The 24979-nt window shown below is 62.5% G+C and carries 21 protein-coding genes; 13 read left to right on the top strand and 8 right to left on the bottom strand.

Features of this window, described 5'->3' with window-relative positions; genetic code table 11:
- Positions 1–348: 348 nt before the first annotated feature.
- The 6 genes from BUS06_RS05440 to BUS06_RS05415 all read right to left on the bottom strand — a co-directional run bounded on the left by BUS06_RS05440 (position 349) and on the right by BUS06_RS05415 (position 9000).
- The gene (locus tag BUS06_RS05440; protein WP_074263343.1) at positions 349–4089 is read right to left on the bottom strand and encodes an ATP-binding protein; all 3741 of its coding nucleotides are present in this window, start codon (positions 4087–4089) and stop codon (positions 349–351) included.
- 34 nt (positions 4090–4123) lie between these two features.
- A complete protein-coding gene (aqpZ, locus tag BUS06_RS05435) occupies positions 4124–4867 on the bottom strand; it encodes an aquaporin Z (RefSeq protein ID WP_074263342.1) in 744 nt (247 codons plus the stop codon).
- A gap of 243 nt (positions 4868–5110) precedes the next feature.
- A complete protein-coding gene (locus BUS06_RS05430; RefSeq protein ID WP_074263341.1) occupies positions 5111–5755 on the bottom strand; it encodes a response regulator in 645 nt (214 codons plus the stop codon).
- Positions 5756–5865: 110 nt separating this feature from the next.
- Complete coding sequence (locus tag BUS06_RS05425) at positions 5866–6558, bottom strand: response regulator (RefSeq protein ID WP_074263340.1); 693 nt, start codon at positions 6556–6558, stop codon at positions 5866–5868.
- A gap of 163 nt (positions 6559–6721) precedes the next feature.
- The gene (locus tag BUS06_RS05420) at positions 6722–7510 is read right to left on the bottom strand and encodes a response regulator (RefSeq protein WP_367946951.1); all 789 of its coding nucleotides are present in this window, start codon (positions 7508–7510) and stop codon (positions 6722–6724) included.
- Positions 7511–7662: 152 nt separating this feature from the next.
- Entirely contained in the window at positions 7663–9000 is a 1338-nt protein-coding gene (locus BUS06_RS05415; protein ID WP_074263338.1) for an MFS transporter, read from the bottom strand.
- 97 nt (positions 9001–9097) lie between these two features.
- On the opposite strand from BUS06_RS05415, the gene BUS06_RS05410 reads away from it, so the two are divergent.
- From BUS06_RS05410 to BUS06_RS05385, 7 genes are all read left to right on the top strand, one after another.
- Positions 9098–9988 carry a LysR family transcriptional regulator gene (locus tag BUS06_RS05410; protein WP_074263337.1) on the top strand — a complete coding sequence of 297 codons (891 nt, stop codon included), beginning with the start codon at positions 9098–9100 and terminating at the stop codon, positions 9986–9988.
- Positions 9989–10331: 343 nt separating this feature from the next.
- Positions 10332–11048, top strand: a complete 717-nt coding sequence (locus tag BUS06_RS05405; protein ID WP_074263336.1) for a c-type cytochrome — start codon at positions 10332–10334, stop codon at positions 11046–11048.
- Positions 11045–12418 (top strand): c-type cytochrome, encoded by a 1374-nt coding sequence (locus BUS06_RS05400; protein WP_074263335.1) that lies wholly within the window; start codon positions 11045–11047, stop codon positions 12416–12418. The genes BUS06_RS05405 and BUS06_RS05400 overlap by 4 nt, the downstream gene beginning before the upstream one ends.
- Before the next feature lie 72 nt (positions 12419–12490).
- Positions 12491–12667, top strand: coding sequence for a hypothetical protein (locus BUS06_RS37760; RefSeq protein ID WP_167379371.1), 177 nt, complete (start codon positions 12491–12493; stop codon positions 12665–12667).
- 2 nt (positions 12668–12669) lie between these two features.
- A complete protein-coding gene (locus BUS06_RS05395; protein ID WP_074263334.1) occupies positions 12670–13248 on the top strand; it encodes a cupredoxin domain-containing protein in 579 nt (192 codons plus the stop codon).
- Positions 13235–14860: a b(o/a)3-type cytochrome-c oxidase subunit 1 gene (locus BUS06_RS05390; RefSeq protein WP_074263333.1), complete on the top strand. Its 1626-nt coding sequence runs from the start codon at positions 13235–13237 to the stop codon at positions 14858–14860. The genes BUS06_RS05395 and BUS06_RS05390 overlap by 14 nt, the downstream gene beginning before the upstream one ends.
- Positions 14857–15669, top strand: a complete 813-nt coding sequence (locus BUS06_RS05385; RefSeq protein WP_074263332.1) for a c-type cytochrome — start codon at positions 14857–14859, stop codon at positions 15667–15669. Before BUS06_RS05390 ends, BUS06_RS05385 begins: the two co-directional genes overlap by 4 nt.
- A gap of 97 nt (positions 15670–15766) precedes the next feature.
- On the opposite strand, the gene BUS06_RS05380 is transcribed toward BUS06_RS05385, so the two are convergent.
- Positions 15767–17407: a methyl-accepting chemotaxis protein gene (locus BUS06_RS05380; RefSeq protein WP_074263331.1), complete on the bottom strand. Its 1641-nt coding sequence runs from the start codon at positions 17405–17407 to the stop codon at positions 15767–15769.
- A gap of 269 nt (positions 17408–17676) precedes the next feature.
- Here BUS06_RS05380 and BUS06_RS05375 point away from each other — a divergent pair, with 269 nt between their 5' ends.
- Positions 17677–18048 carry a CidA/LrgA family protein gene (locus tag BUS06_RS05375; protein WP_074265923.1) on the top strand — a complete coding sequence of 124 codons (372 nt, stop codon included), beginning with the start codon at positions 17677–17679 and terminating at the stop codon, positions 18046–18048.
- A complete protein-coding gene (locus BUS06_RS05370) occupies positions 18045–18785 on the top strand; it encodes an LrgB family protein (protein ID WP_074263330.1) in 741 nt (246 codons plus the stop codon). Before BUS06_RS05375 ends, BUS06_RS05370 begins: the two co-directional genes overlap by 4 nt.
- Positions 18786–18918: 133 nt before the next feature.
- On the opposite strand, the gene BUS06_RS05365 is transcribed toward BUS06_RS05370, so the two are convergent.
- Positions 18919–19992, bottom strand: coding sequence for a Leu/Phe/Val dehydrogenase (locus BUS06_RS05365; protein ID WP_074263329.1), 1074 nt, complete (start codon positions 19990–19992; stop codon positions 18919–18921).
- A 290-nt stretch (positions 19993–20282) separates the two neighbouring features.
- Between BUS06_RS05365 and BUS06_RS05360 the strand changes: the two genes are divergently transcribed.
- The 4 genes from BUS06_RS05360 (at position 20283) to BUS06_RS05345 (ending at position 24979) form a co-directional block, all read left to right on the top strand.
- Positions 20283–20741 (top strand): Lrp/AsnC family transcriptional regulator, encoded by a 459-nt coding sequence (locus BUS06_RS05360; RefSeq protein WP_074263328.1) that lies wholly within the window; start codon positions 20283–20285, stop codon positions 20739–20741.
- Between the two features lie 679 nt (positions 20742–21420).
- Positions 21421–23037 (top strand): peptide ABC transporter substrate-binding protein, encoded by a 1617-nt coding sequence (locus BUS06_RS05355; RefSeq protein ID WP_074263327.1) that lies wholly within the window; start codon positions 21421–21423, stop codon positions 23035–23037.
- Between the two features lie 44 nt (positions 23038–23081).
- Positions 23082–24020 carry an ABC transporter permease subunit gene (locus tag BUS06_RS05350; protein WP_074263326.1) on the top strand — a complete coding sequence of 313 codons (939 nt, stop codon included), beginning with the start codon at positions 23082–23084 and terminating at the stop codon, positions 24018–24020.
- A gap of 59 nt (positions 24021–24079) precedes the next feature.
- Complete coding sequence (locus tag BUS06_RS05345) at positions 24080–24979, top strand: ABC transporter permease (protein WP_074263325.1); 900 nt, start codon at positions 24080–24082, stop codon at positions 24977–24979.

The raw sequence follows: 24979 nt of genomic DNA, 5'->3' as shown, positions 1-24979 counted from the left end.
CTCCGGACTTGGTGCACCGCCGTACCACACATGGGTCGCGCACGGAGCCACCCCATACTAGTGTAAATCGCGGGCCGACGTGGGGCTTAGCGCGCAGGGGCCGGACGCCCGTCTTTCTTACAAAATCAGAAAATAGATAATTGCGAGATTCGGATGCAATCAAATCGCTGCCTGGCGCTATGCTTCAGGCAGCGAGAAGTGACTCCTTCACCGAAGGATGTCTCCAATCTTTAACGCGGCTTCGGCCGCGTTTTTTTTCGTCTGGGCAAATGTGAAGGGAATACGCTGAGCGAGTCAGGCGGGTCAGCTACCGCTCACCAGCTGGCTATCTGAATCACTGCCTCGCTGCTATGCGAGCAAAGCGGCCTGCTCTTCGATGCCATCGAGCATGGCGTTGCATTTCTGGACGAGCGCCATGCCATCTGCGCGCAGCCGCTCCGGCGATTTGCCGCCAAGGCCGCTTCGGTATTGCTCCAACGCGGCGAGCAACGGCGCGTACTGCAAGACGCCCGCAGCGCCGGCAACCCGGTGATGCCATTGACGCAACTGAGCGACATCCACATGATCGAGCAACGGCGGCAAAGCGCGAACGTCGTCGCGCACAGATGTCACAAACGAGTCGAGCAGCGCCTTCACCGTTGACTCGCTGCCCCACAACTGCGTCATGTGAGCGAGATCCACAGGCACAAACGCCTCGACAGGCTCCTGACCTTGGGCCACGGCGGCCGGTGCGGTACTGACCGCTTCGACCGACGCAACTTGACGCACAATCTCTGTACCGAACCAGCGGCTCAGATGTTCGCGCAACGTCGCGAGACGGGTCGGCTTCACGAGGCAATCGTCCATGCCGGCGTCGCGGCATTGACTCAGATCCTCAGGCGCAGTGTTGGCTGTGATGCCGAGAATGGGCAGATGCGATATGCCACTGCCGCCGAGACGGCCCTCTTCAGTTTCACGCACACGCCGTGCAAGTTCGTAGCCGGACAGGTTCGGCATGTGACAGTCGGTGATCAGGCATCCGTAGCGGGTCTGTTGCAGCGCGGCGAGTGCTTCCACGCCATCGTTCACCACGTCGCAGGCAAATCCGAGCAAGGCCAGTTGATGACGGATCAGTTCCTGATTCACCGGATGGTCTTCCGCCACAAGAATCAGCCGGCCGCTCGCGATGGCGCGTTCCCTGTCGGGAGGCACCATCGCCGTTTCCGCAGACTCCCGCGCGCGCGGTGCGGGAGTCGACAATCCCGTGAGTGAAGCGGCGCATGCTGCACCGAGCCCGCGCCAGGAGATGGGATTGATACTCACGCGCACCGCGTCGTCCAGAACGCGGTATCCGGTAGGCTTGGGCTTTTCTGTCAGATAGACGACGCGCGCACGTGAGCGCACGGCGGCGGGCACTTCCAGCTCCTCGCCGAGGAACACCAGTTCGACGTCGGTGAGCGCTGCCGGGTCGCTCAACTCTGCGGCACCCTGACTGACCCGCCGCAACTCGATGCCGAGCGCCCGGCCAAAGTGCACCAGCGCCTGTGCGACACGTGCGTCGGAGACGGCGACGATTCCTCGCTTGCCGCGCAAACCACTGACCTTATAGTGCTGCGCCTCGATGGGCATCACCACGCGCACGGTCATGCGGGTGCCTACCCCGGGCGTGCTCTGCAGGTAGAGCGCGCCGCCCATCAGCGCAATGAGCTTGCGGCAGATGGTCAGGCCAAGTCCTGTGCCGCCGAAGCGCCGTGTTGTCGACGATTCAGCCTGCACGAACGGTTCGAACAAGGCCGCCTGAACCTCTGGCTCGATACCGATTCCTGTATCTTCCACGCTCATCTCGAGCGTCTGGGTCTGTTGTGTCTGCTCCGCGACGGCGACGCGCACGTCAACCTCGCCCGTCAGCGTGAATTTGATCGCATTGCCAAGCAGGTTGAACAGGATCTGACGCAAACGCACGCTGTCGCCGCGCAAACTGGCCGCAACTTCGGGCGCTATATCGACGCGCACCTTGAGGCCCTTTTCGTGCGCGCGTCCAGCGAGCAACCCCACAGCGTTGTCCACCAGATCGCGCATGTCGATCGGTTCCGCCTCGAGGGTCAAACGGCCGGCTTCGATCTTCGAATAGTCGAGCAGGTCGTCCAGGATCTGCAGCAATGCGCCGGCGGACTCATGGATCATGCCCAGCATTTCGCCCTGGTCGGCATTCAGCTGCGTACGTTCGAGCACTTCGACGAGGCCTAGCACGCCGTTCATCGGCGTACGGATTTCGTGGCTCATCATCGCCAGAAAATCGTCCTTGGCACGCGAGGCGGCCTCGGCGAGATCGCGGGCCCGTGCAAGTTCCTCCGAACGCGCGTGCTCCGCGCTCGCATCGACCCAGTATCCGCTCCACACCACGCTGCCCGCTGCTTCACGACGCGGCACCAGTTCGGCGCGCACCCACCGCAGACCGTCGGAGCCTTCAGAGCGAAACTCCATGTGAATCGGGGTCTCGGAGCGCGCCGAGCGCTCGAGTTCAGCCAGCACGCGCGGCCGGTCTGCCGCCCACACGCGCTCGAAATCGATGTCACCGGGTTTCGCGAGCGTGTCGCTGTCACCACCCAGCAAGTGCCGCGCATTGCCGCCGATGTAAGGAAACGAGTAGCGGCCGCGCTCGTCGCGCCGCAGTTGAAAAACCACCGCCGGCAACGAGCGCGTCACGTCAAACAGGCGCCGCTCGTTTTCGCGGGCTAGCATCTCGGCGCGCCGGATATCGGTGATGTCGACGACCGTGCCGAGCACGCAGGAAGGCTCGCCATCCACATCGCGGCATAGGTTGGTCCAGAACAGACCGATCCGCATCTCGCCATTGCGGTCCGCAAACTCAAGCTCAAGCTGGAAACGCTCGCCATTTCTCAGCATTTCGCGCGTCGCGCTTTCCAGCTTGCGGCTATTGTCTAGTCCCCACGCCTGCACATCCCGGCTCGTCCGTCCCAGCACCGCCTCGCGCCGCAAGCCTGAACTCACCTCGTAAGCGCGATTGATCGCCATGTAGCGTCCGTCGAGATCTTTTGCGACGAGCGGATAAGGCACCATCTCCATCATCGTCTGCTGGAAGTTGAGCTGTGCCGCCAGTTCGCGCTCGGTCCGCTTGCGCAAGCGCACCTCACGCTGCAGCAGCAGGTAGGCGCGCAGGGTCACCGCCAGCGCTACGCCGATGCCTATCAGCAAAGGCAGCAGACGCAGCCATGCCTGCTCGGAGGGTGTCAGCACGACACGCCGCGGGGCGTAGTCAGATGGCGGATCGAAACTCGTTCCCAACCAGCGAGCGCGGATGGCGGCCTCGTCGGCCGGATACATGGCGGCCAATGCGCGGTCCAACGCGTCGCGCAAGACGGGACGATTTCGCGCCACGGCAAAGCGCAGTTCGCTCGGCCTGCTGCTGTCCTCGAAACCGGTGCGCAAGCCGTGGAACTCGTCATTCGCGAGCGTGTACTGAACCGACGGGGTGAAGCCGAAATAAGCGTCCGCATCGCCCTTTGCGACGGCCCGCAACGCCGAGGCGGTGTCTGCGAACGCGGTGATCTGGGCGTGCGGAAAACGCTCGCGCAGCAACCGGTCCATCGCAAAGCCCTTCTCGACCGCGATCCGGGCGTTGGCGAGCTGCGTGGCATCTTGCACGGCCTTGTCGTCAACCCTGACGACGACCGACGTTGAGGCCCGGAAATAAGGTGCGGTAAAGCTGAGACTGTGCTCGCGCTCCGCAGTGCGCGCCATGCTCATCACCAGGTCGACCTTGCCGGACGAGAGGGCCGCGAGCAGTTGCGGCATATCGGGATAGGTCTGCGTCTCGATGACGACGTCCGGTCCGACGAGCGCCCGCAAATAATCGCCGCTCAAGCCGGTAAGGCGCCCATCGTCGACTGCTTCGAAAGGCGCCCATCCGTTTGCGAGCATGCCGACGACGAGCCTGGCGGGAAACGCGCCACTCGCCGGCGCGGGAGCGTCCGTCGGCAAACTGGCCGCAAGCGCGAACGGCGCGACGAAGAGCATGACGCACACCACAGCGGCCTGCAGCAGATGCCGCAATAGTGCGCGTACAGTCCAGCGCTCTGACGCGTTCACGACAGGTAGGGATCGCTCCGCAGGGGAGCGGGAATCAAGCGACCTCACCTTGCTCTCCGCTCTGGCCGCCCCGGCTTGCGCGTGGCTTACCCCACATGCGCGCGTACAGAATGCCGGCGGCGATGCCCCCGGCCAGCGGTGCCGCCCAGAACAGCCAGAGTTGATCCAGCGCCCAGTCGCCGACGAACAATGCCGGCCCTGTGGACCGAGCCGGATTGACCGACGCATTCGTGACAGGCAATGCAATCAGATAGATCAGCGCGAGGCAGGCGCCTTTGACGAGTGGCGAAACGGAGCGCGAAACGTTTCTGCGCGACATCAGCAGGTTCGTCATCACCAGAGCGAAAGACATCACCAACTCGATCACCAGAGCCGAATGAAACTGATAGTCCGCCGGGGAATGATCACCGAAGCCATTGGCACCGAACTCGCTTGCTGCCAGCTCGAACCCTGGGCGCCCGCTCGCCACGTACGCCAGTACCGCGGCGCCAGCGATCGCGCCGAGGATCTGGGCAGCGATGTACGGCACCAGATCGCGAATCGGGAAGCGATTGGCAACAGCCAGGCCGACCGTGACGACAGGGTTGAAGTGGGCACCGGACAAGCGCTCGAGTGCGTAAGTCGCGGTAGTGAGCGCGAGCCCGAAAGCGAGCGCCACTTGAAGTACACCGTAGCCCGGTTGCGCCGCTGCTGTATTCAGAACGATGCTGCCACATCCCACGAACACCAGCCATGCTGTGCCCGCACCTTCGACCATTAACCGTTTAACCAGGGTCATTACTTCTCCTCCCGCTCTCCGAGTTACACGGTGCGAAAGAGCGCACTTGGCGCCGGCCCGCGGCCATGCAGATTCTCTAATCAAATTTGCATGCCGAATCATCTTTTCGTGAGAGGTCATTGCAACCACTCATGAGACGCATGCCACTCGAAAGTATGGAAGAGCGACGCAGATCTACTAATCGGACGACTCCTAAATCAGCGGAACTACCCGACAATGCCTGGGGAGTTCTCTCACAGGCCCTCAGGTCAAACCAATCTGGTGTGCGTATTGGATCAGGGCCGTATCGGACTCGAGCCCAAGCTTGCGCATCGCACTTCGCTTTTGCGTGCTAATGGTCTTGCCGCTGCGCTCGAACCGCAGCGCGATCTCGCTGATAGGCATGCCTTCTATATAGAGTCGCAAGACCTCCCATTCCCGCGCACTCAGAATACCGGCACGCGGATGTGGGAAAGCTCCCGCCTGGCTGAAGACGGCTTTCACGCTAGCTGATAGAAAGTTACGTCCTGCGACTGCGGCGTCGATCGCTTCCGTCAGCGCATCGACGATATCGCGCTTGTCGACGATGGCCGATACACCCAGATTCAACAGACCGGCCAACGTGGGAGGATTGCAGATCATGGTCAGCACCACGACGCGCGGATGCGGCGCATACCGCAAGATGCGCCGCAGAATCGGCGTGGCGTTGTTGAGACCGTCGATATCCGGCATGCCGATATCGGACACCACGACATCGCAGGGGCACGTGTCGACCAGTTCAGCCAGCGTTTGCGCGTCGGAAGCCTCGCCGACGATCGACAGGTGGGGCACACTTTCCAGCAGATGTCGCACGCCGGCGCGCACGCAGCAATGGTCGTCGGCCACAATGACTCGAGTAGTCGGATTCATCGTTTTGTTGTGTTGTTATCTGACGCTCCGTGCACGCAGTGCATCCCCCGGAGTGGCCAGGTATTTTTCTTACCGCCGCGCAGAATCAGCGCGCGCGACGCCGTATCGGATCAGCGCCGGCCTTTCGGGAAATCGTCGGACAGCACGCCATACTCGACGGAAAACTTGAATAACTCGGAGTCGGTGCGGAGCGCGAGTTTGCGCATGGCGGTACATTTCTGCGCGCTGATCGTCTTGACGCTGCGGCCAAGACGCGTGGCGATTTCCGTCACGCCTATGCCCGATGCGTATTGCTTGAGCACCTCCAACTCCCTCGGTGACAGGAGTTCGCGCACGAAGTTCAGACGCCGCTCCACGGTCGCTTCGGCGATCAGCGCGCGCACCGCTGGCCCCACATAACGCTCGTGAGCAAGCGCACTGACAATCGCCACATGGATCAGATCGACCCGGTCGCGCTTGCTCATCACTGCATCGACACCCAGCGACAGCACATGCTCCAGCGCATCCGCATCCGTCTCCATGGTCAGGACCACCAGCGCCACCTTGGGGTGGAGCTTGCGAAACCGCCTGATGGTGCCGAAGCCATCTCCTCCGACGCTGCCCGGCATGTAAAGGTCCATCACGGCGAGATCGCACTCCAGGCGATCGGCCTCGCTAAACAGCTCAGCTGTGTCGGATGCCCTGCCGACAACCGCTACATTGGGAAAGCCAGACATCAGGTTCTCGACGGCCAGCAGGACAAGCGGATGATCGTCCGCGATGATGGCTCTAATGGGTGTGCTTATGTCGACGCTTGCGTTCATGGTGTCTGGCTCCCCCAGTTCTCGTTTCCCAGTGCTCTCTAACGGAACAACTGGACTAGAGGCGAGCATCAAACATTTGCCAGGACACAAACATCGGATTGCTCCGAAATGCTGACCGATGGTTGCTTCTACAACCGTTTTAATTCGCAATCCGATTTAATCGTCAGACGCCACCCTTGGCTTTGACAAGCGCATACAGACCAGGATCAGTGGTGACACCGAGCTTCGTCATGGCAAAGCGTTTCTGTCGGCGGACGGAGCGAATATCGCGTCCAAGCGCGAGAGCGATTTCAGATACCGACTTGCCTTGTACGAACATTCCGATCACTTCCGACTCTCGCGTCGACAAATGACGCGTCCGTGGCGCGGCGTTCGATTCAATTCGAACTTCGCTGAACGCTTCGAGGATAGACCGGCCGATGTACGGGCGACCCGTGCTGGCGGAGCGCATTGCCGTCACCAGTTCATCCATCGGCTCGGTTTTGTTGAGTATGCTCACCGCATGATCGGATGCGGCCGAACGAAGAATGGCCGCGTTCGTCAGGTTGGTCAGCACCACCACACCAAGCGCTGGCCAGTCATGGCGAATGCGCTGGATGAGACTCAAGCCGTCCGCCATCGCGCCGCTGGACTCGGGCATGTTCAGATCGGTGACGAGCACGTCACAAGGGACGTCGCGCAGCAGGTCGATCAAGCTGGCCGGGCTCGTCGCCTCGCCGACGATGGTGATGTCGCGATGCGCAGAAACTGCGGACCGAACCCCAAGCAAAACGAACGGATGATCGTCCGCCAGGATGACACGAATGTTCACCATGATGTTCTCTCGATTGTTGTATGTGTATGCGCATCGTTCGCTTCGACAAAACGCTGTCAGGCGCGACCCTGACCTGGCTCGAGTCGGCTCGGTCCGACTCGGCACACGGCGTCGAAGCGGCGTGGAATGCGCCTCCATAAAACCATCTGATGAACACGATTTGAATCGGAGCTTTCCGAATCAATTCACATTTCGACCGCAGTTCCTAAAGCGAGGAATGCAAAACTTTATCTACAGGAGTAAAGAAACCTCTTGCGTTAAACCCGAATCTGAACCCAAACCTGAACCGCTTACGGCTCGCACCGCACCTGCGCAGACGTCGCGGCGCGAGCGCCGGCAACCACCGCACGCGGGAACACTGGCAACGCGATCAACGCACACGCACTGGCGAGTGCCCACACCAGCGGCCAGGAACCAACAGAGAGCAGCAGTGGAATGACCAACGGTGTCAGGAACAAGGTCGAAAACGCAAACGTATTGCCCATTGCGAGCGCAGTGCCGGCGCGACGCGTGCCGGCCAGTGTCGCGAGTTCGGTGAAGGCAACGCCATGCCAGGCCGAAGCGCTCACGCCACCCAGCAGGATCAGTACGGTGAGAGCCGCCGTCGACGCCGCGAAATGCGCGCCTGCCACCACGGTCGCGAGCGCCAGCACCGCGAATAAGCCGGCCGTTATCAGGCAGCACGCGCGCATATAGGCTCGGCGGTTGCCGCGCCGGTCGGTCCAGCCGCCGCTCCAGACACGCGCGATCGCGGCGCCGGCTTGCAGGGCCGCCATCGTCGCGCTGATCAGCAACACGCCGACGTGCGTGAAGTCGTGCAGAAACACTGTGCCGAACGTGACCACCGCGATCTGCGGCATGCACAGCGTGCCAATGCCCAGTGCGACCCGCCAAACACGGGCATCGCGCAACGGGCTGATCATAGTTGCGCTCGAAGTACTCACTGCGTCCGACACCACCGCCCCGGCAACGCCAGGCCGACTGTCGGAATGTTCATGTACCGATGGCTCATGCAGCCAGTACCACGCGAACGCTGCCGTCACCGCACACAACAGCGCCGACACTCCGTACACGCTGGCGAAACCGAAGTGCGCCGCGAGCGCCGGCAACATCAACGCGCCCACACCGCCGCCTGCGGGCACGGCGGTCTGCCGGATGCTCATGGCCAGTCCGCGCTCGCCGTCACGGAACCATGCCATCACCGCACGGCCACTCGAACCATTGACACTCCCGCCCAACAACCCGACCAGCAGCAGGCTGGGCGCCAGCATCGTGAGACCCGGCACGTGTGCGCCGCCTGGCACGACGAACAACGCCATGCCTGCCAGCGCGACCGCCGTCGCTCCCAGGCCGAGCAACAGAACCTTCCGGTCACCCCAACGATCGGTCAGGAGCCCCCACGGCAGCTCGCTGAGCGCAATGCCAAGCCCAAGCATGCCGAGTACCAGTCCCAAACCGCTATTGCCGATGTGGTAGCCCGAGCGCAGAAACACCGCGGTCGTCGGGATCCCGGAAAACGCGGCCGAAAAGCTCGCATTGGCGGCAAAGCCCACCCCCAGGACCTTCCACCTGTGATTTGCGCCGCGTGCGCGGGACGCCTGTGCCGCAACCAAAGAACCGCTTCCCATGATGCCTCCCGCAAAGAAGAATTGCGGCCATCGTACGACTGGACGAACCATCGGAAAAGCCGGAAAATCGGAACACTTCCATCGGAGAATCCGAATCATGAACTGGCGTGGTTTCGATTTGGGCCAACTGCGAACTTTCGTCGCCGTGGCTGAGGCCGGCAGCGTGTCGGCGGGTTCAGCGCGGGTGTTCCTGTCGCAGTCGTCGGTGAGCGAGCAGTTGAAGAAACTGGAGGAGCGCGTGGGCCAACCGCTGTTCGTGCGCAGCAAGCAGGGCGTCACGGCGACCCAGGCCGGCGCGCGGCTGCTCGATCATGCGCGCCGCATTCTCGCCATGAGCGAAGCTGCGTTCGACGACCTGCAAGGTCACTCGCTCGACGGCGAGCTGCGCATCGCCATCACCGACTACTACCGCCCGCACGACATCGCCCGTATTCTGAAAACGTTCTCGGAGCAATATCCGCGGCTGAAACTGCACGTCACCGTATTGCCAAGCGCGGTGATCGACGAGCGCGCCGGAGACGACGCGACATTCGACATCGGCCTGTCGTTGCGTCTCGTGACACCGGCTAACCGGCGCGGCGCGGCAGGCGGCGGCCGCCCGCAAGGGGTCGTCGTGCGGCGCGAGAAACTGCTGTGGGCCGTCGCAGCCGATGCGGATCCGCGCGTGAGCCAACCGTTCCCGCTGGTATTGCTACCGTCCACGTGTCAATTGCAGCGCTTTGTCGTCAAACTGCTCGACGATCTCAATGTCGCCTACCTGATCTCCCATTCGGCGTCGGGCGTCGCGGGTCTGCAACTGGCATTGAAAGCCGGACTCGGGATTGGATGTCTGAACGAATCGTCGATCGGTCCTGGGGTTGTCGCGTGTGCGCCGAGCGTGGGCCTGCCGGCGCTCCCCGCGGTCGAATTTCACCTCCTGCCGGGACGTACGGGAGAAAGCGAACGCGTCAGCAGCGCGCGCGCCGCTTTGGTGCGGCTGTTTAGTTGAAGCACCAGACCCGCGCAACTGCCTCATTGGGGTCACCTCGCAGCAACAGAAAAAGCGACGTTGAAAGCGCTGAGGATGCCGCCTATGATTAATCAGCTTTTATATGAGTTACCTGTCCGCAAGCGCTGACGGTAGCTGCAGACGATCCAACAGGTAATCAAACGGGATTTCGAAAAAGTAAATGCCCAGCCCCGTTGTTTCGCACTCCGCATAAACTCACCTCAATTCGTTCCGATTCACAGTTTCGCTGTCGCGGTCTAGAGCAGGTTTGAAGGGCTGTCATGCATCGGCTTGTTGCATGCATGAAAACCAGACGTCAACAACACGTCCCCCGAGGCTTGGCGTGCATCGAAGAACTATCGAATCGTCGATTCTGTTTGTGGCTTTCACCACGTGGGCCTGTACGACACTCGCCGCCACTGACGCGGACGCCCCCATGCCATCGGCAATGGACCAGCGGGTGCGCGCCTGCACCTCCTGCCACGGTGCGCAGGGACAGGGGCGCGACAACGACTACTTCCCGCGCATCGCAGGCAAGCCTGCCGACTATCTGTTCAATCAGTTGATCGCGTTTCGCGACGGCGGGCGGACCTATCCGCCAATGGGTTATCTGATCGCCTTCCTGCCCGACGACTACCTGCACAAGATCAGCGAGTACTTCGCCAACCTGCAGCCGCCCTACCCGAATGCCGACACCGGCAACATCTCGCCTGCGGTACTGCAGTACGGCGAGCGGCTCGTCACGCACGGCGACCCGGCCCGCAAACTGCCCGCATGCGCGGCCTGCCACGGCGCGAGGCTGACTGGCGCGCAACCCGGCATCCCGGGACTGCTCGGTCTGCACGCGAGCTACATCGCCGGACAGATGGGGACCTGGCGCTCCGGTACGCGCCATGCGGTCGCGCCCGATTGCATGCATGCGATCGCCGTCAAGCTGACCGACAAGGACATCACCGCGGTGTCGAGCTGGCTTGCCCGTCAGCCGAGGCCGGACGACCCACGGCCGGCCTCGTCGAGCAACGGTACGTTGCCGTTGGCCTGCGGGAGTCAGCCGCAATGAAGCCGATCTCCGCACATATCGCACGGGTTCCTCGGACGAGTCGCCGCGCGTCTGCGCGTTTCGCCGTCATCGGCGCCATCGCCGTTGCTTTCGCACTGAGCGCCCCGCATTCGTCGTTGATGCGCAACTCGTCCGCTGCCACAAGTACTACCGCAACGAGCGCCACGCCAACAACCGCAGCAATCGCCGCCAACACAGGCGCCGATACCCGCCCTGACATCGTCAAACGCGGCGAGTACCTCGCGCGCGCCGGCGATTGCATCGCCTGCCATACCGCGCCGCGCGGCAAGATGTTCGGCGGCGGACTCGCGATGGAAACGCCGTTCGGCACGCTCTACTCACCGAACATCAGCCCCGACGCGCAGTACGGCATCGGCGCATGGAGTCCGGACGCGTTCTTCCACATGATGCGCACGGGCATCACGCCGGACGGCAAGCTGCTTTACCCCGCCATGCCGATCGCGCAATACACCAAGGTCACGCGTGAGGACTCCGATGCGATCTTCGCCTATCTGCAATCGGTTCCGCCGGTGCGTGAGCCAAGCCATCCGCAGTCGCTGAAATTCCCCTTCAACCAGCGCAAGCTGCTGCTCGGCTGGCGCACGCTGTATTTCCGCGAAGGCGAGTACAAGCCGGATCCGACCCATTCGGTGGAATGGAATCGCGGCGCGTATCTGGTCGAAGGACTCGGCCATTGCACGCTGTGCCACACGAAGATCAACCTGCTCGGCGGTTCGTCTCAGCGCGATCAGTTTGCCGGTGGCCTGATTCCCGTGCAGAACTGGTACGCACCGTCGCTCACGTCCGACAAGGACGGCGGTCTCGGCGACTGGAGCGTGAAGGACATCGTCGATCTGCTGCAGGCCGGCATCTCCGATCGCGGCGCGGTCTATGGTCCGATGGCCGAGGTGACCTATCACAGCCTGCAGTACATGACCGACGACGACATCAAGGCGATGGCGGCGTACCTGAAGACGTTGCCCGATAACGACCGTGGTCGCAAATCCGGGCCGCCGGCGCACACCAACACCAAAACGTTCGAACTCGGCGGCCAGATCTACATGGATAAGTGCGCGCTCTGTCACGGCCACAACGGCGAAGGCCAGTTGCAGCATTACCCGCCGCTCGCGAGCAACCAGTCGATTGAAATGAATTCGGCCGTCAACCCGATTCGCATCGTGCTGAACGGTGGCTTTCCACCAGGCACGCAACGCAATCCCGAGCCGTACGGCATGCCGCCGTTCGGCCAGGAGTTGAGCGATACGGACGCCGCCGCTGTCGTCACCTACATTCGCACTGCGTGGGGCAATCATGGCTCGCCCGTGACGGAGCGCGAGGTCAACGAACTGCGCAAGGCACCACTGCATTGAGCCGCGAGGCACATCCGCCGCGCGAGCGCATGAACTGATCTAAACAAACGTTGCCCGAAGGAGATCCTTCAGATGGACGTCAACGAGAATCCGAGCGCAGCGCCGCCCTCCGATGAAGACATCGAACGCGTGGTAGCGGCCGGACCGCACGGCGCGATCGCCGTGGCCGGGATCGCCACGCTGATCGTGATGGCGATCTGGGTCGGCTTCTATCTCTTCGTCTTCCTGCCGCGTGGAGTCGTTCACTGATCATGGCGACGCCCACTCCTTCTCCTGACCATCCAGGTGGCGCCCATGCCGTCGCGCTGCGCGCCGAGCGGCGCTGGGCGATTTTCGCGTCGGCGTTGATCCTGTTGATGCTGGTGATCATCGTGTTTTCCGGCCTGCATTGGGCCATGATGCCGCCCTCGCGCGTCGAGACCGTGGACCCGACGCGCCTGCAGTTAAGCGGCGAATTCGTCGACGACAATCTCGGCTCCGCAGTCGAAGCCGACGGCTCGGTCGTGGTGCGCTTTATTGCCCAGCAGTACTCATTTACGCCGCAGTGCCTGCTGGTGCCGGCCGGTACACCGGTCACCTTCCGCACCACCAGCGCGGATGTCGTGCACGGCCTGCTCGTCACGGACACGAACATCAACACGATGGTCGTGCCGGGCTACATCTCGACGCTGGAAACCAGCTTCGCACAGCCAGGCGATCATCTGATGCCGTGCCACGAATTCTGCGGCTTCGGCCATCAAACGATGTGGGCGCACGTGAAGGTGATCGACAAGGACACCTTCTTCGCACGGGCAAAGCAATCAAGGAGGCTGAACTGTGTTTCTCGCTAAGCGACTCGTTCTCGCGCACTTCTGGCTCGCCTTCATCGCGTTTCTGATCGCGCTCTTTCTCGGCTCGTGGCAGATGCTGGTCAGAAGTCCGCTGCTGCCGTGGGTCGGCAACCCTGAGCTGTACTACCGCTCGGTCACCGCGCACGGCACGGTGATGGCGTATGTACTGCCGACTCTCGTAGCGATGGGTTTCGGTTATGCGATCGTCGAGCTCGCATTGCGCCAGCCACTGGTAGGACTCAAATGGGCGTGGGCCGCGTTCTTTGTGCTGGCGGTGGGAGCAGTGGTCGCCATGGTGCCGGTGTCGCTAGGGCAGGCGTCGGTGCTGTTCACCTTCTACCCACCCATGATTGGTAGTCCGCTCTATTACATCGGCGTGGTGCTGGTGGTGGTCGGCTCATGGATCTGGGTCGCGCTGATGCATGTGAACCTGCGCGTCTGGAAGCGCGCCAATCCCGTCAAGCCGGTGCCGCTGGCGATGTTCGCGAACGTGGCAGGCGCGTATCTGTGGGCATGGACAGCGATCGGCGCCGCGCTTGAAATCCTGCTGCAGATTCTGCCGGTCGCATTCGGCTGGAAGACCACCATCGACGCCGGTCTCTCCCGCGTCCTGTTCTCGTGGACGCTGCATGCGATCGTCTACTTCTGGCTGATCCCCGCGTATATCGCGTACTACACGATGGTGCCTGGCGCGATCGGCGGACGGCTCTACAGCGATTCGATGGCGCGCGTCTCGTTCATCCTGTTCCTGATCTTCGCGATGCCGATCGGCATTCACCATCTGTTCGCCGATCCGCAGGTCGGTGCGGGCTTCAAATTCCTGCACGCGGTGTTCACCGGGATGGTGTCTGTGCCGACCTTGCTCACCGTGTTCACGATCTGCGCGTCGGTTGAAATCGCCGGCCGACTGCGCGGCGGCAAGGGCGCGTTCGGCTGGCTGACCGCGCTGCCGTGGCGCAATCCAATGATGCTGGTGCTCGCGTTCTCGTTCGTCATGCTGGGGCTAGGCGGTGCGGGTGGCCTCATCAACATGAGCTACCAGTTGAACTCGACGATCCACAACACGCAATGGGTCACCGGTCACTTCCATCTGATCTTCGGCGGCGCCATCGTCATCATGTACTTCGCGATCGCCTACGAATTGTGGCCTCAGCTCACCGGACGCGCGCTGTGTTCGCTGGGTCTCGTGCGGACCCAACTATGGCTGTGGTTCATCGGCATGATGGTCGTGACGCTGCCGTGGCACTACGTCGGCCTGCTCGGCGCGCCGCGACGCATGGCCTACTACGACTACAACGCGCCCGGTCTCGAGCAGCAGGCAGTGTGGGTGGCGATGTCGGCGATCGGCGGTTTCGTGCTGGTGATCTCCGGCGTGCTGTTCATCTACATCCTTGCGAAATCGCAGTTCGGACCCCTCATACAACCCAAGGAATTTCGCTTTAGTCTCGCCATCCATCCGGTCGATCACGTGCCCGCCGCGCTGAACAGCTTCGGCCTGTGGGTCTCGTTGATGATCGCGCTGACAATCGTCAACTACAGCGTGCCGGTCTTCCAGTTACTGCGGCTGCAGCAGACTTCCGTGCCGGCGGTCGTCGTCGGAGCGCAGCGATGAATTACGAACGGGTCTTCAGCTTGCGCAATCCATGGTTCGTGACGAGCGTAGGCGGAACGCTCGTGCTTGCAGTGATTTCGATCCTGATCGGCTTTATCTGGCTGCCGTCAGCCAACAGAGATTTCACCGGGCACGGCTTGTGGGCGACCATCTGCAGCGCGGCAGGCGCACCGTCGAGCTGGTACGGTGGCGGAGCGAACATCGCGGGGCCCGCGCCAAGCGACGTGGTGGTGTTGCCGCCAGCGCGCTATGCCAATCCAGATGCGGTTTCGATTGGACGCGGTGCGACGCTCGCCACGCAGAACTGCTCGATGTGCCACGGCGTGCTCGGCACCGTACAGGTGACGGCTCCTGCGTTGGCCGGCCAATACGCCGATGTGATCTACAAGGAGTTGCGCGACTATCAGAACGGACTGCGCGCCAACGCGATCATGCAGCCGATCATCCACAATCGCAGCGATCAGGATCTGCACGATCTGGCGGCCTATTACGCCTCGCTGCAGCGTGCCGCACCGGCAGAACCCGGCGCTACCGACACTGCTCAGGACGCCAGCGCGGTCAGGCTCGCTATGCAGGGCGACCCGATCCGCAATATTGCACCGTGCGCAGCGTGCCACGGGCAACTCGACCGCAAAGGCGCTGCGCCGTGGCTAGGTGGGCAATCGTCGATCTATCTGGCCGCGCAAATGCAGCGCTTTGCGAGCGGAGAACGGCATAACGACATCAACGAACAGATGCGCAACGTCGCGCGGCATCTGACGCCGGAGGAAATCGACGGGCTGGCGAAGTACTATGCAGCGCAGCCTTGACATCCCGGCGGCCGCGCGCAGTCAGCGGCACAGTTGCGCCGCTCACCACACGCTACGCCGCTACCGGTCTTTCAGTCGACAGGCAGCAGCGACCGCTCTACGCCGCGACCGGCTCGGTGCGGCCGACGCCCGTGTGCGCGCGGCCCGTTGCCGGTGACCGCACGGACGCAGCGCCGGAGCCCGATCCAGTACGGAACACCGCGACCGCAGACGTCAAACGGCGCGCCTGATCTTCCAGCGAACTGGCAGCCGCCGCAGCCTGCTCCACCAGCGCCGCGTTCTGCTGCGTGACTTCATCCATCTGTGCGACGGCGAGATTGACCTGATCGATGCCGGTGCTCTGCTCCGTCGCCGCAGCGGCAATCTCGCCCATGATCGCGCTCACGCGAGCAATCGCGCCGACGATTTCCGTCATCGTCGTACCCGAACGCTCGACCAGTTGCGCCCCCGTCTGCACGCGCGCGGTCGAGTCGTCGATCATCGTCTTGATCTCTTTGGCAGCACCGGCGCTGCGCTGCGCGAGCGAGCGCACTTCGCTCGCCACCACCGCGAAGCCGCGGCCTTGCTCGCCCGCGCGCGCCGCTTCGACCGCTGCATTAAGCGCGAGGATATTGGTCTGGAATGCAATGCCTTCGATCACTCCGACGATGTCGGCGATCCGGCGCGAATCGTCCACCATGTGATTCATGGTGCCCACCACCTGCTGGGTCAACTCGCCGCCCTGCGCCGCCAGCGTCGAAGCGCCTTGCGCCAGCGAGCTCGCCTGCTTGGCGTTCTCGGCGGTCTGTTTGACGGTGGAGGTCAGCTCTTCGATGCTTGCCGCGGTCTCTTCGAGCGACGCCGCCTGCTCTTCCGTACGCTGCGACAGGTCGGTGTTGCCGGCAGCGATTTCGCTGACGCCCGTATCGATCGATTCGGTACCCTGACGAACGATATTGACCGTCGAGATCAGCGAATCCTGCATCTTGCGCAGGGCTGCTGCGAGCTTGCCCATTTCGTTGTCGCTGATGACTTCGATGCGGCCCGTCAGGTCGCCCTCGGCGATCCGCTGAAACTGCCCGATGGTCGCATCCACCGGGTGCACGATCGCCCGCACCAGCACCACTCGCGCAAGCCACGAAAACACCAGCGCCAGCACCATGCCCACCGCAACCGCAACGCTGATTGCAAAGAAGCGGTCCTGCGCATCCTGATAGCGTTGCGCGCCGTGGTTCAGTTGCAGTTGCTCCAGCGTGAGCATCGCCTTTTCATAGGCGTTGTAGAGCGAGGGCAGTTTGTGCGCCTGCAGTTGCTGGAAAGATGTCTTGTCGCCCGACTTGAGCGCGGCCATCGCCGGTTCGACGCCTTCGTGCAGGAAGATGTCGCGCTTGTCCTGCATGTCCTTGATGAGACGTTGCTCTTCGTCACCCGAACCGGCGCGGCTGACATAGTGAGCAAGGCGGTCGTTTGAGATCTTCAGATACTGGTCGAAGCGCTGCAGGACCGCCGACGCGCCATCCTGATCGTTCAGGTCGGAGAGCGAGGCGTAGGTAGCCAGCGCAAGGCGCAGCCGCAGCAACTGGCCGGCGCTTCCCTCGAGATCGGCAACGGCTGGCGTATCTACCGTGTACATCTGCTGCAGCGAGTCGTTACTGGCACGCAACGACAGCAGACCCGCCGCCGCCCCGATTAGCAGTACGACGCCGAAGAAGGCGACCATCAAGGTCAGGCAGGTGCGGATTGACAGCTTGTTAAGCATTTGGGCAAATCTCCATTGGGCGACCTGCCGGCGGTTAGCGAGAAGCTCCGGTCAGGCGTGCTGCGCCCAAGCCCCCTCGGCCAGGTCCGCAACTTGATTAAAATTTAAGCGAACGCCCCACAGGATGGACTACGGCCGTTTTGCCGAAAACTTTATGGTTCGTCAGACAATTACCCTTACCGTTTCTCTTCACGACACCCAATCCTGGATACTGGTAGCCTTGCAAACCTCGCGCCGGCTGGATGCCGACGCCCTACCGGACCGTGCTCATGCTCCGCGCCCTTGCGACCTTGCTGGTGTTCCAATGCCTCGGTGAAGGCGTTTCTTATCTGTTCAAGCTGCCGGTGCCGGGGCCGGTGATCGGCATGCTGTTGCTATTCGGCTTTCTCATGCTGCGCCCGCAAATCGCAGACGCGATCGAGCCGACCGCGCTGGAACTGCTGCGTCATCTTTCGCTGCTGTTCATCCCGGCAGGTGTCGGCATCATGGTGTCGGCCGGCAAGGTCCGCGGCGATGCGCTGGCCGTGGTGGTCTCGCTCGTCGTCAGCACGACCCTGGCGATTGCCGTCACTGCGCTCGTCACTCGCGCGTTGCTGCGGCGGCAGCGCAACGAACCGGCTGCGCAGGAGCGTGCGCAATGAGCGCGATTCCCAAACTCGGCGCCATCTGGGTCTATCTCGCCGCGAGTCCGCTGCTCGGGCTGACCATCACGCTGCTCGCCTATCTGATTGCCCAGGCCCTGTATGCGAAGTCGCGCTTCAACCCGCTCGTCAATCCGGTGCTGATCGCGGTGGCGTTGCTCGTGATGCTGCTCGAAATCACCGGCACACCCTACGCGACCTACTTCGAAGGAGCGCAGTTCGTCCATTTCCTGCTCGGGCCGGCAACGGTCGCGCTGGCGCTGCCGCTTTACCGGCAATGGCCGAAGCTGAGGCGCGCGGCGTGGCCCTTGATCGGCGGTCTGGTGGCGGGTTCGTTGACGGCGATTGCGTCGGCAGTGGGCGTGGCGGCGTTGTTCGGCGCTTCGCATCAGACCATCGCGTCGCTCGCGCCTAAATCGGTGACGACGCCGATCGCGATGGCCGTGGCGGCCGAGATCGGCGGTATTCCGTCGCTGACTGCCGTGCTGGTGATTACGACCGGTGTGTTCGGCGCGGTCTTCGCACGCTCGATCCTGAACCTGCTGCGCGTGACAGAACCCGAAGTGCGCGGCTTTGCGCTCGGCGTGGCCTCGCATGGGATCGGCACTGCGCGTGCCTTTCAGGTGAGCGAAGAGATGGGGGCGTTCGCGGGACTTGGAATGGGCCTGAACGGAGTATTCACGGCGTTTGTCGTGCCGGTGCTGCTGCCGGCGATTGCGCCTTGGCTCATGCGTTGAGCCAAGGCGGCGTTTCGTCGTCGTGCGTGAAGTTGCTTCGCGCACGACGTGCTGGAGGAGTATCTGAACCGCTAGCGGACCCACTCCAGCACGTCATTGCATCAATGCGGTGGCGAGTGTTTGCGCCGCCGCCTTAGCAGGCCACCATCTTTTCACGCGCCCACGCCACTGCGGCGCGTGCCGGAGCAACACCAGTCGCGCGCACGCGCTCCGCCAGTTCGAAGACCCGCGGACCGATCTGCGCGACTTCGGCAAGCACGGCCTGCTCTTCACCCGAGCCCTGATATTCCCGCACGCAACTAATAATGCCGCCTGCGTTCACGAGGAAGTCCGGCGCGTAGAAGATGCCGCGCTGATGCAGCACATCGCCTTCCGCCAGCGAGATCAACTGATTGTTCGCGCCGCCCGCCACCACCTTGAAACGGCACTGCTTCGCGACCGATTCCGAAATCGAGCCGCCCAGCGCACACGGTGCGAACACATCGGCTTCCACGTTGACGATTTCTGCCGTATCCACCACGCGCGCATTGAAGAGTTGCTGGGCGCGGGCCGTTTTAGCGGCGTCGATATCCGACACGATCAGCAGCGCGCCCGCTTGATGCAGACGTTCGCACAGATCCCAACCTACCGAGCCGAGGCCCTGTACCGCAACCGAAACGCCGTCGAGCGTCTTGCGCCCAAGCGCCGCTTGCACGGCCGCCTGCAAGCCTGTGAACACGCCATAGGCAGTGCGCGGCGACGGGTTGCCACCATAGACGTCGTTATCGCGCGGGATACCGCTCACGAAGCCGGTCTCACTCTGCACGGCACGCATATCGTCGGCGGTCGTGCCGACGTCTTCGGCGGTGATATAGATGCCTTCCAGCGATTGCACCAGCCGTCCGAACGCCTTGAACAATGCCGCGCGGTCGAGCACTTCCGGACGGCGCAGGATCACGGCCTTGCCGCCGCCGAACGGCAGATCGGCCAGCGCGTTCTTGAACGCCATACCTTGCGACAGACGCAGTGCGTCGTTGTACGCCTCGTGCTCCGACGCGTACTGCCAGAAGCGGCAGCCGCCGAACGCAGGGCCGCGCGCCGTGCTGTAGACAGCAACGATAGCTTGCAGTCCGGAGGCGGCGTCGGTGGCGAGCACGATGCGTTCGTGAGCGGGTTCACCGTGCAGTCCAAAAAGGTTGCCGGCGGCAGTGGTCGTCAGTCGGTCCATCAGTATTCCTTCCTTGTGGGCGGAGAGTTCAGCATCCGCGCGAAGCGATGGCTTCGCGCCTGGCCGCATGCGGTCCGGATCGCGGTGGCATGCGGAGTACGGGCGAGGCGCTGGTATTCGTGATTTGAGCGCGCCTCGACGGCAAGAGTGTATGCGTCCAAATCCGGGGATTTCTTCCGTTTATCTGGCATGATGCGGCCTATGGCAGAAGTAATACCTATATTTCCTTTTTACTAAAGACGAATCGTCTCCCCACGCGACGCGATGTGGAGAGTGCATCAGAGGACGACATGAAGCTCGACGCGATCGATCAGCGAATCCTGCGCGAACTGCGCAGCGACGGACGTCTGTCCAACGCCAAACTGGCCGAACGCGTCGGCCTGTCGGCCACGCCGTGCTGGAACCGGGTGCGAGCGCTGGAAGAGTCGGGCGTGATCGAAGGTTATGCCGCGCTGCTCAACCAGAAGGCGCTTGGGCTGCCCGATACGGTCATCATCGAAGTCACCCTCGAGAAGCACGACGAACGCACGCTGGAGCGCTTCGGCGAGGCGCTCGCTGATCTGCCTGAAGTGGTCGAAGCGTTTCTGGTGTCCGGCGAATACGACTATCTGATCAAGGTGGCGGTGGCAGGCACCGAAGGGTACGAGTCGTTCCTGCGACGCAAGCTCTACCGGCTGCCTGGCTTTCAGAACAGCCGCTCGATCTTTGCCTTGCGCTGTCTCAAACGCTCGGTCTCCGTAGAGCCATAGAGGCCCGCCCAAAATCGATTCCGAACTGGTGCGTGCTGCACCAGGAGGCGGTAGGTGGTTTCCTCTACTTTGGGCGTATCCAAAATCACGTTTTCTTTCGGCGTGATATAAGCGCGATACCGTTTCGACCGTGCCGGTAATCATGAAAACCATGCACGGCTGGCATTTTGTAATCCAATCAGCCAGTTACATCATGCCAGGCCAGACACCGGACGGATGGACGGAATCGAGCCACGTTTTTTGGCATGCCTTCTGCTTAGGCTGCCGTCGCCTCAAACCAGCGTGCCGCCGACACAATCGGCATCGCACGCTGATGGGACTTTCGATAACGAATGTTGCGCGTCAACGGCAAAACGCTTGCCGGACAACGCGCATGACTGCTGGCGCACGGCTCGTGCGCCGATGTGCAAGTCGTCCATGGTTGTGGCTACAACGACAGGAAGAATCGTAAGTGAAACGTATGCAAGTGACATTAGCCGCCGGACGGTGGCACCGCCTGTCTTCCGACACCCCATTCCTCATCCGATGTCCCCACCAGCACATGGGCCGGGACGTCCTGTCGCGCGGCCTCTTCGGCTAAGCCTCGTCGTGCCGCGACATCACGCATTGCTCTGCGCCCCCTGCCGCCTTGTTGCGCGGGGCGGGGACTTCTCTTGAACCTCCTTCTTCGAACCAGCCTATGAAACTGTCGCAATCCCTTACTGCGGTGCTCTCAGCGATCACGCTCACTTTTGCCGGCGCAGCGTCGGCGGTCACAGTGCCACCGGGCACCACGCTTGCCGCCAAGCAGGAACTCACGCGTCAGGTGCCGGCCGAAGTCGAGTCGCTTGACCCAGCGCATATCGAATCGTGGACAGGCGACACTATTGGGCTCGATCTGTTCGAAGGCCTCACCCGTATCGGCGCTTCCGGCGCAGTCGTGCCGGGCGTCGCCCTGTCATGGACGCGTACTGCTCCCGACACCTGGGTCTTCAAGCTGCGTCACGACGCGAAATGGAGCAATGGCGATCCGGTCACCGCGACAGATTTCGTCTACGCGTGGCAGCGTGTGCTCGATCCGAAGACCGGCTCGAAATATACGATCCTGCCGGAGTTCATCAAGAACGCAAAAGCGATCCTCGCTGGCAAGGCGCCGCTAACATCGCTGGCCGCACGAGTTGTCGATCCGTATACGCTTGAGGTCAAGACCGAAGTGCCGGTCGCTTTCTTCACCGAACTCACCGCCATGCCGGCCATGGCACCAGTAAACAAAGCAACGGTGGATAAATTCGGCGATAGCTGGACGCGCCCCGGCAACATGGTGAGCAACGGCCCGTACACGCTGAGCGACTGGGAGCCGAATAACCGCATCGTGATCGTCAAGAACGCCAAGTACTGGAACGCGCCGCAAGTGGTGATCTCGAAGGTCACGTACGTGCCGGTGGAAAGCGACGAGACGGCGATGCGCATGTATCAGTCCGGCCAGATCGATTACACGTATTCGATCCCTTCGGGTGTCTATGCCCAGGTCAGCAAGCAGTTCGGCAAGGAACTGCAGACCGGTTTGCAGCTTGCAACCTACTTCTACAGCCTGAACAACACCGACCCGGCATTCCGCGACCCGCGCGTGCGCCAGGCGCTTTCGATGGTGATCGACCGCGACCTGCTGACGTCGAAACTCACTCAGGCAGGCGAAGTGCCGATGTACGGCCTCATCGCCAAAGGCACCAAGGGCGCTGCTGTCTACACACCAGACTGGGCGAGCTGGCCGATGGCCAAGCGTGTCGACTACGCGCGCGGTCTGCTGAAGGCAGCGGGCTATTCGGATGCGAAGCCCCTGACCTTCACCCTGACGTACAACACCAGCGATCTCCATAAGAAGGTGGCACTCTTCTCAACCTCCGAATGGCGCACCAAGCTCGGCGTGAACGCGAAGCTGGAGAACGTCGAATACAAGGTACTGCTGAGCGAACGCCATGCCGGCAAGGTACAGGCCTCGCGCGATGGCTGGTTCGTCGACTATAACGACGCGATGTCGTACTTCGATCAATTGCGCTGCAACGACGTGCAGAACGACCAGCAGTTCTGCGACCCGAAGGTCGACGCACTCATCGATCAGGGCAACCTGCAACTCGACGACCAGAAACGCACCGCCCTGCTCACTCAGGCGCACAATCTGGCCATGAGCCAAACGCCGCTGATCCCGCTGTTCCAGTACTCGGCCGACCGGCTCGTGAAACCGTATGTGGGCGGCTATCTGCCGACCAACTATGTGGATCAGCGTGCCTCGCAGGACATGTACCTGCTGGCGCACTAAGCCCCGCTCACTGACCACCGAATATTGAAGTAACGGAATCCGCCATGCTCGCCTACGCGCTGCGCCGTACCCTATGGGTCATTCCAACCGTTCTTGCCGTGATTACGGTGTGCTATCTGATGTTGCACGCGACGCCGGGCGGTCCGTTCGACACTGAAAAGCACCTGTCCGCGGCCACCATCGCGAATCTGAACGCGAAATATCACCTCGACCAGCCGCTCTGGAAGCAGTACCTGCTATATCTAAACGCACTGCTGCATGGCGATCTCGGGCCGTCGGTGCGCTACGTCGACTGGTCGGTCAATGACCTCGTCAGCAAGGCGCTGCCGGTCAGCCTCGGCGTGGGCGGCCTCTCGGTGCCGATCGCGCTCGTGATCGGCGTGCTGCTCGGCACGGCGGCTGCAGTGCGTCGCGACGGCATCACCGATCGCATCGTGATGCTGCTCGGCAACGTCGGCAACGTGATTCCGCCGTTCGTGCTCGGCCCGGTGCTGGTGTGGGTGTTTGCAATTCTGCTCAAGCGCTCGGATGGCCACGGCTGGCTGCCCGCAGGCGGCTGGGGCGACGGTGGCTGGCGCTACCGCGTGCTGCCGATGGCGCTGCTGGTGATCATCAACGTTTCATCGATTGCGCGGGTGATGCGCGGCAGCATGATCGAAGTGCTGTCGGGGAATTTCATTCGCACCGCGCGCGCGAAGGGCATGCCTGGTCATGTGATCGTGCTGCGGCACGCACTCAAGCCCGCCTTGATGCCGGTGGTGTCGCTGCTGGGCTCGATCTGCATCTCTTCGATTACTGCCGCGGTGGTCACGGAGTCGGTGTTCGCGCTGCCTGGCCTCGGACAACTGGTGGTGGACGGCGCCATCAACCGCGATTACACGCTCGTGCTCGGACTCGTGGTGCTTACGACCGTGGCGGCCGTCGTGTTCAACCTGCTCGTCGATCTGGCGTACGCGTGGCTCGACCCGCGCATCCGCTACTGAGATCCCGGCAACGGATCCCACGCCTTGATCATCGAACTACGATCTACGATAGAGACACCATGAACACCTCCCCTTCCACCGCTGCGACTACAGCTACCGCCGCCCCGCGACGCTCGCGCAGTCCGCTTGAGCTTGCCTTCAGGCAGTTTCTGCGCAACCGCGCGGCGCTCGCCAGCCTGGTGATCCTTGGGATCATCATCATTGCCTGCTTTGTGGGTCCGCTGCTCCTCTCCAACGATCCCGCCGCCAACGACTGGGGCGCTATCAGCATGCCGCCCACGCTGCTGGGCCAGCACTGGTTCGGCACCGACGAACTCGGCCGCGACCTGCTGGTGCGCACGCTTGCCGGCGGACGCGTGTCGCTCGAAGTCGGGCTGCTTGGCACGCTGGTGTCGGGACTGATCGGCGTCGCGTGGGGTGCGACGGCCGGCTATATCGGCGGACGGACCGATGCGGTGATGATGCGTATCGTCGACATGATGTACGCAATCCCCTACATGCTGATCGCGATCCTGATGATGACGCTGCTGGGCCGCGCGTTCTACCTGGTGGTGCTGACGATCAGCGCGTTCTCGTGGCTCGACATGGCGCGCGTGGTGCGCGGTCAGACGCTATCGCTGCGGACCCGTGAGTTCATCGACGCAGCGCGCGCGACCGGCGTGAGCACACCGGGGATCATCCTGCGGCACATCGTGCCGAACCTGCTCGGCGTGGTGGTGGTGTACGCGACGGTCACGGTGCCGGGCATCGTGCTGACCGAATCCGTACTGTCGTTTCTCGGTCTGGGCGTGCAGGAACCGATGACAAGCTGGGGAGTGCTGATCAACGACGGCGCGCAGAAACTGGAGTCGATGCCGTGGCTGCTGCTGTGCCCGGCGGTGATGCTGTGCGTCACGCTGTATTGCGTGAATTTTGTAGGCGACGGGCTGCGCGACGCGCTCGATACCAAGGAGCGTTGA

This window comes from Paraburkholderia phenazinium, from assembly GCF_900141745.1.
GTDB lineage: Bacteria > Pseudomonadota > Gammaproteobacteria > Burkholderiales > Burkholderiaceae > Paraburkholderia > Paraburkholderia phenazinium_B.
Note: the sequence above shows the minus strand (reverse complement) of the source record. Positions and strands in the feature narration are given on the sequence as shown.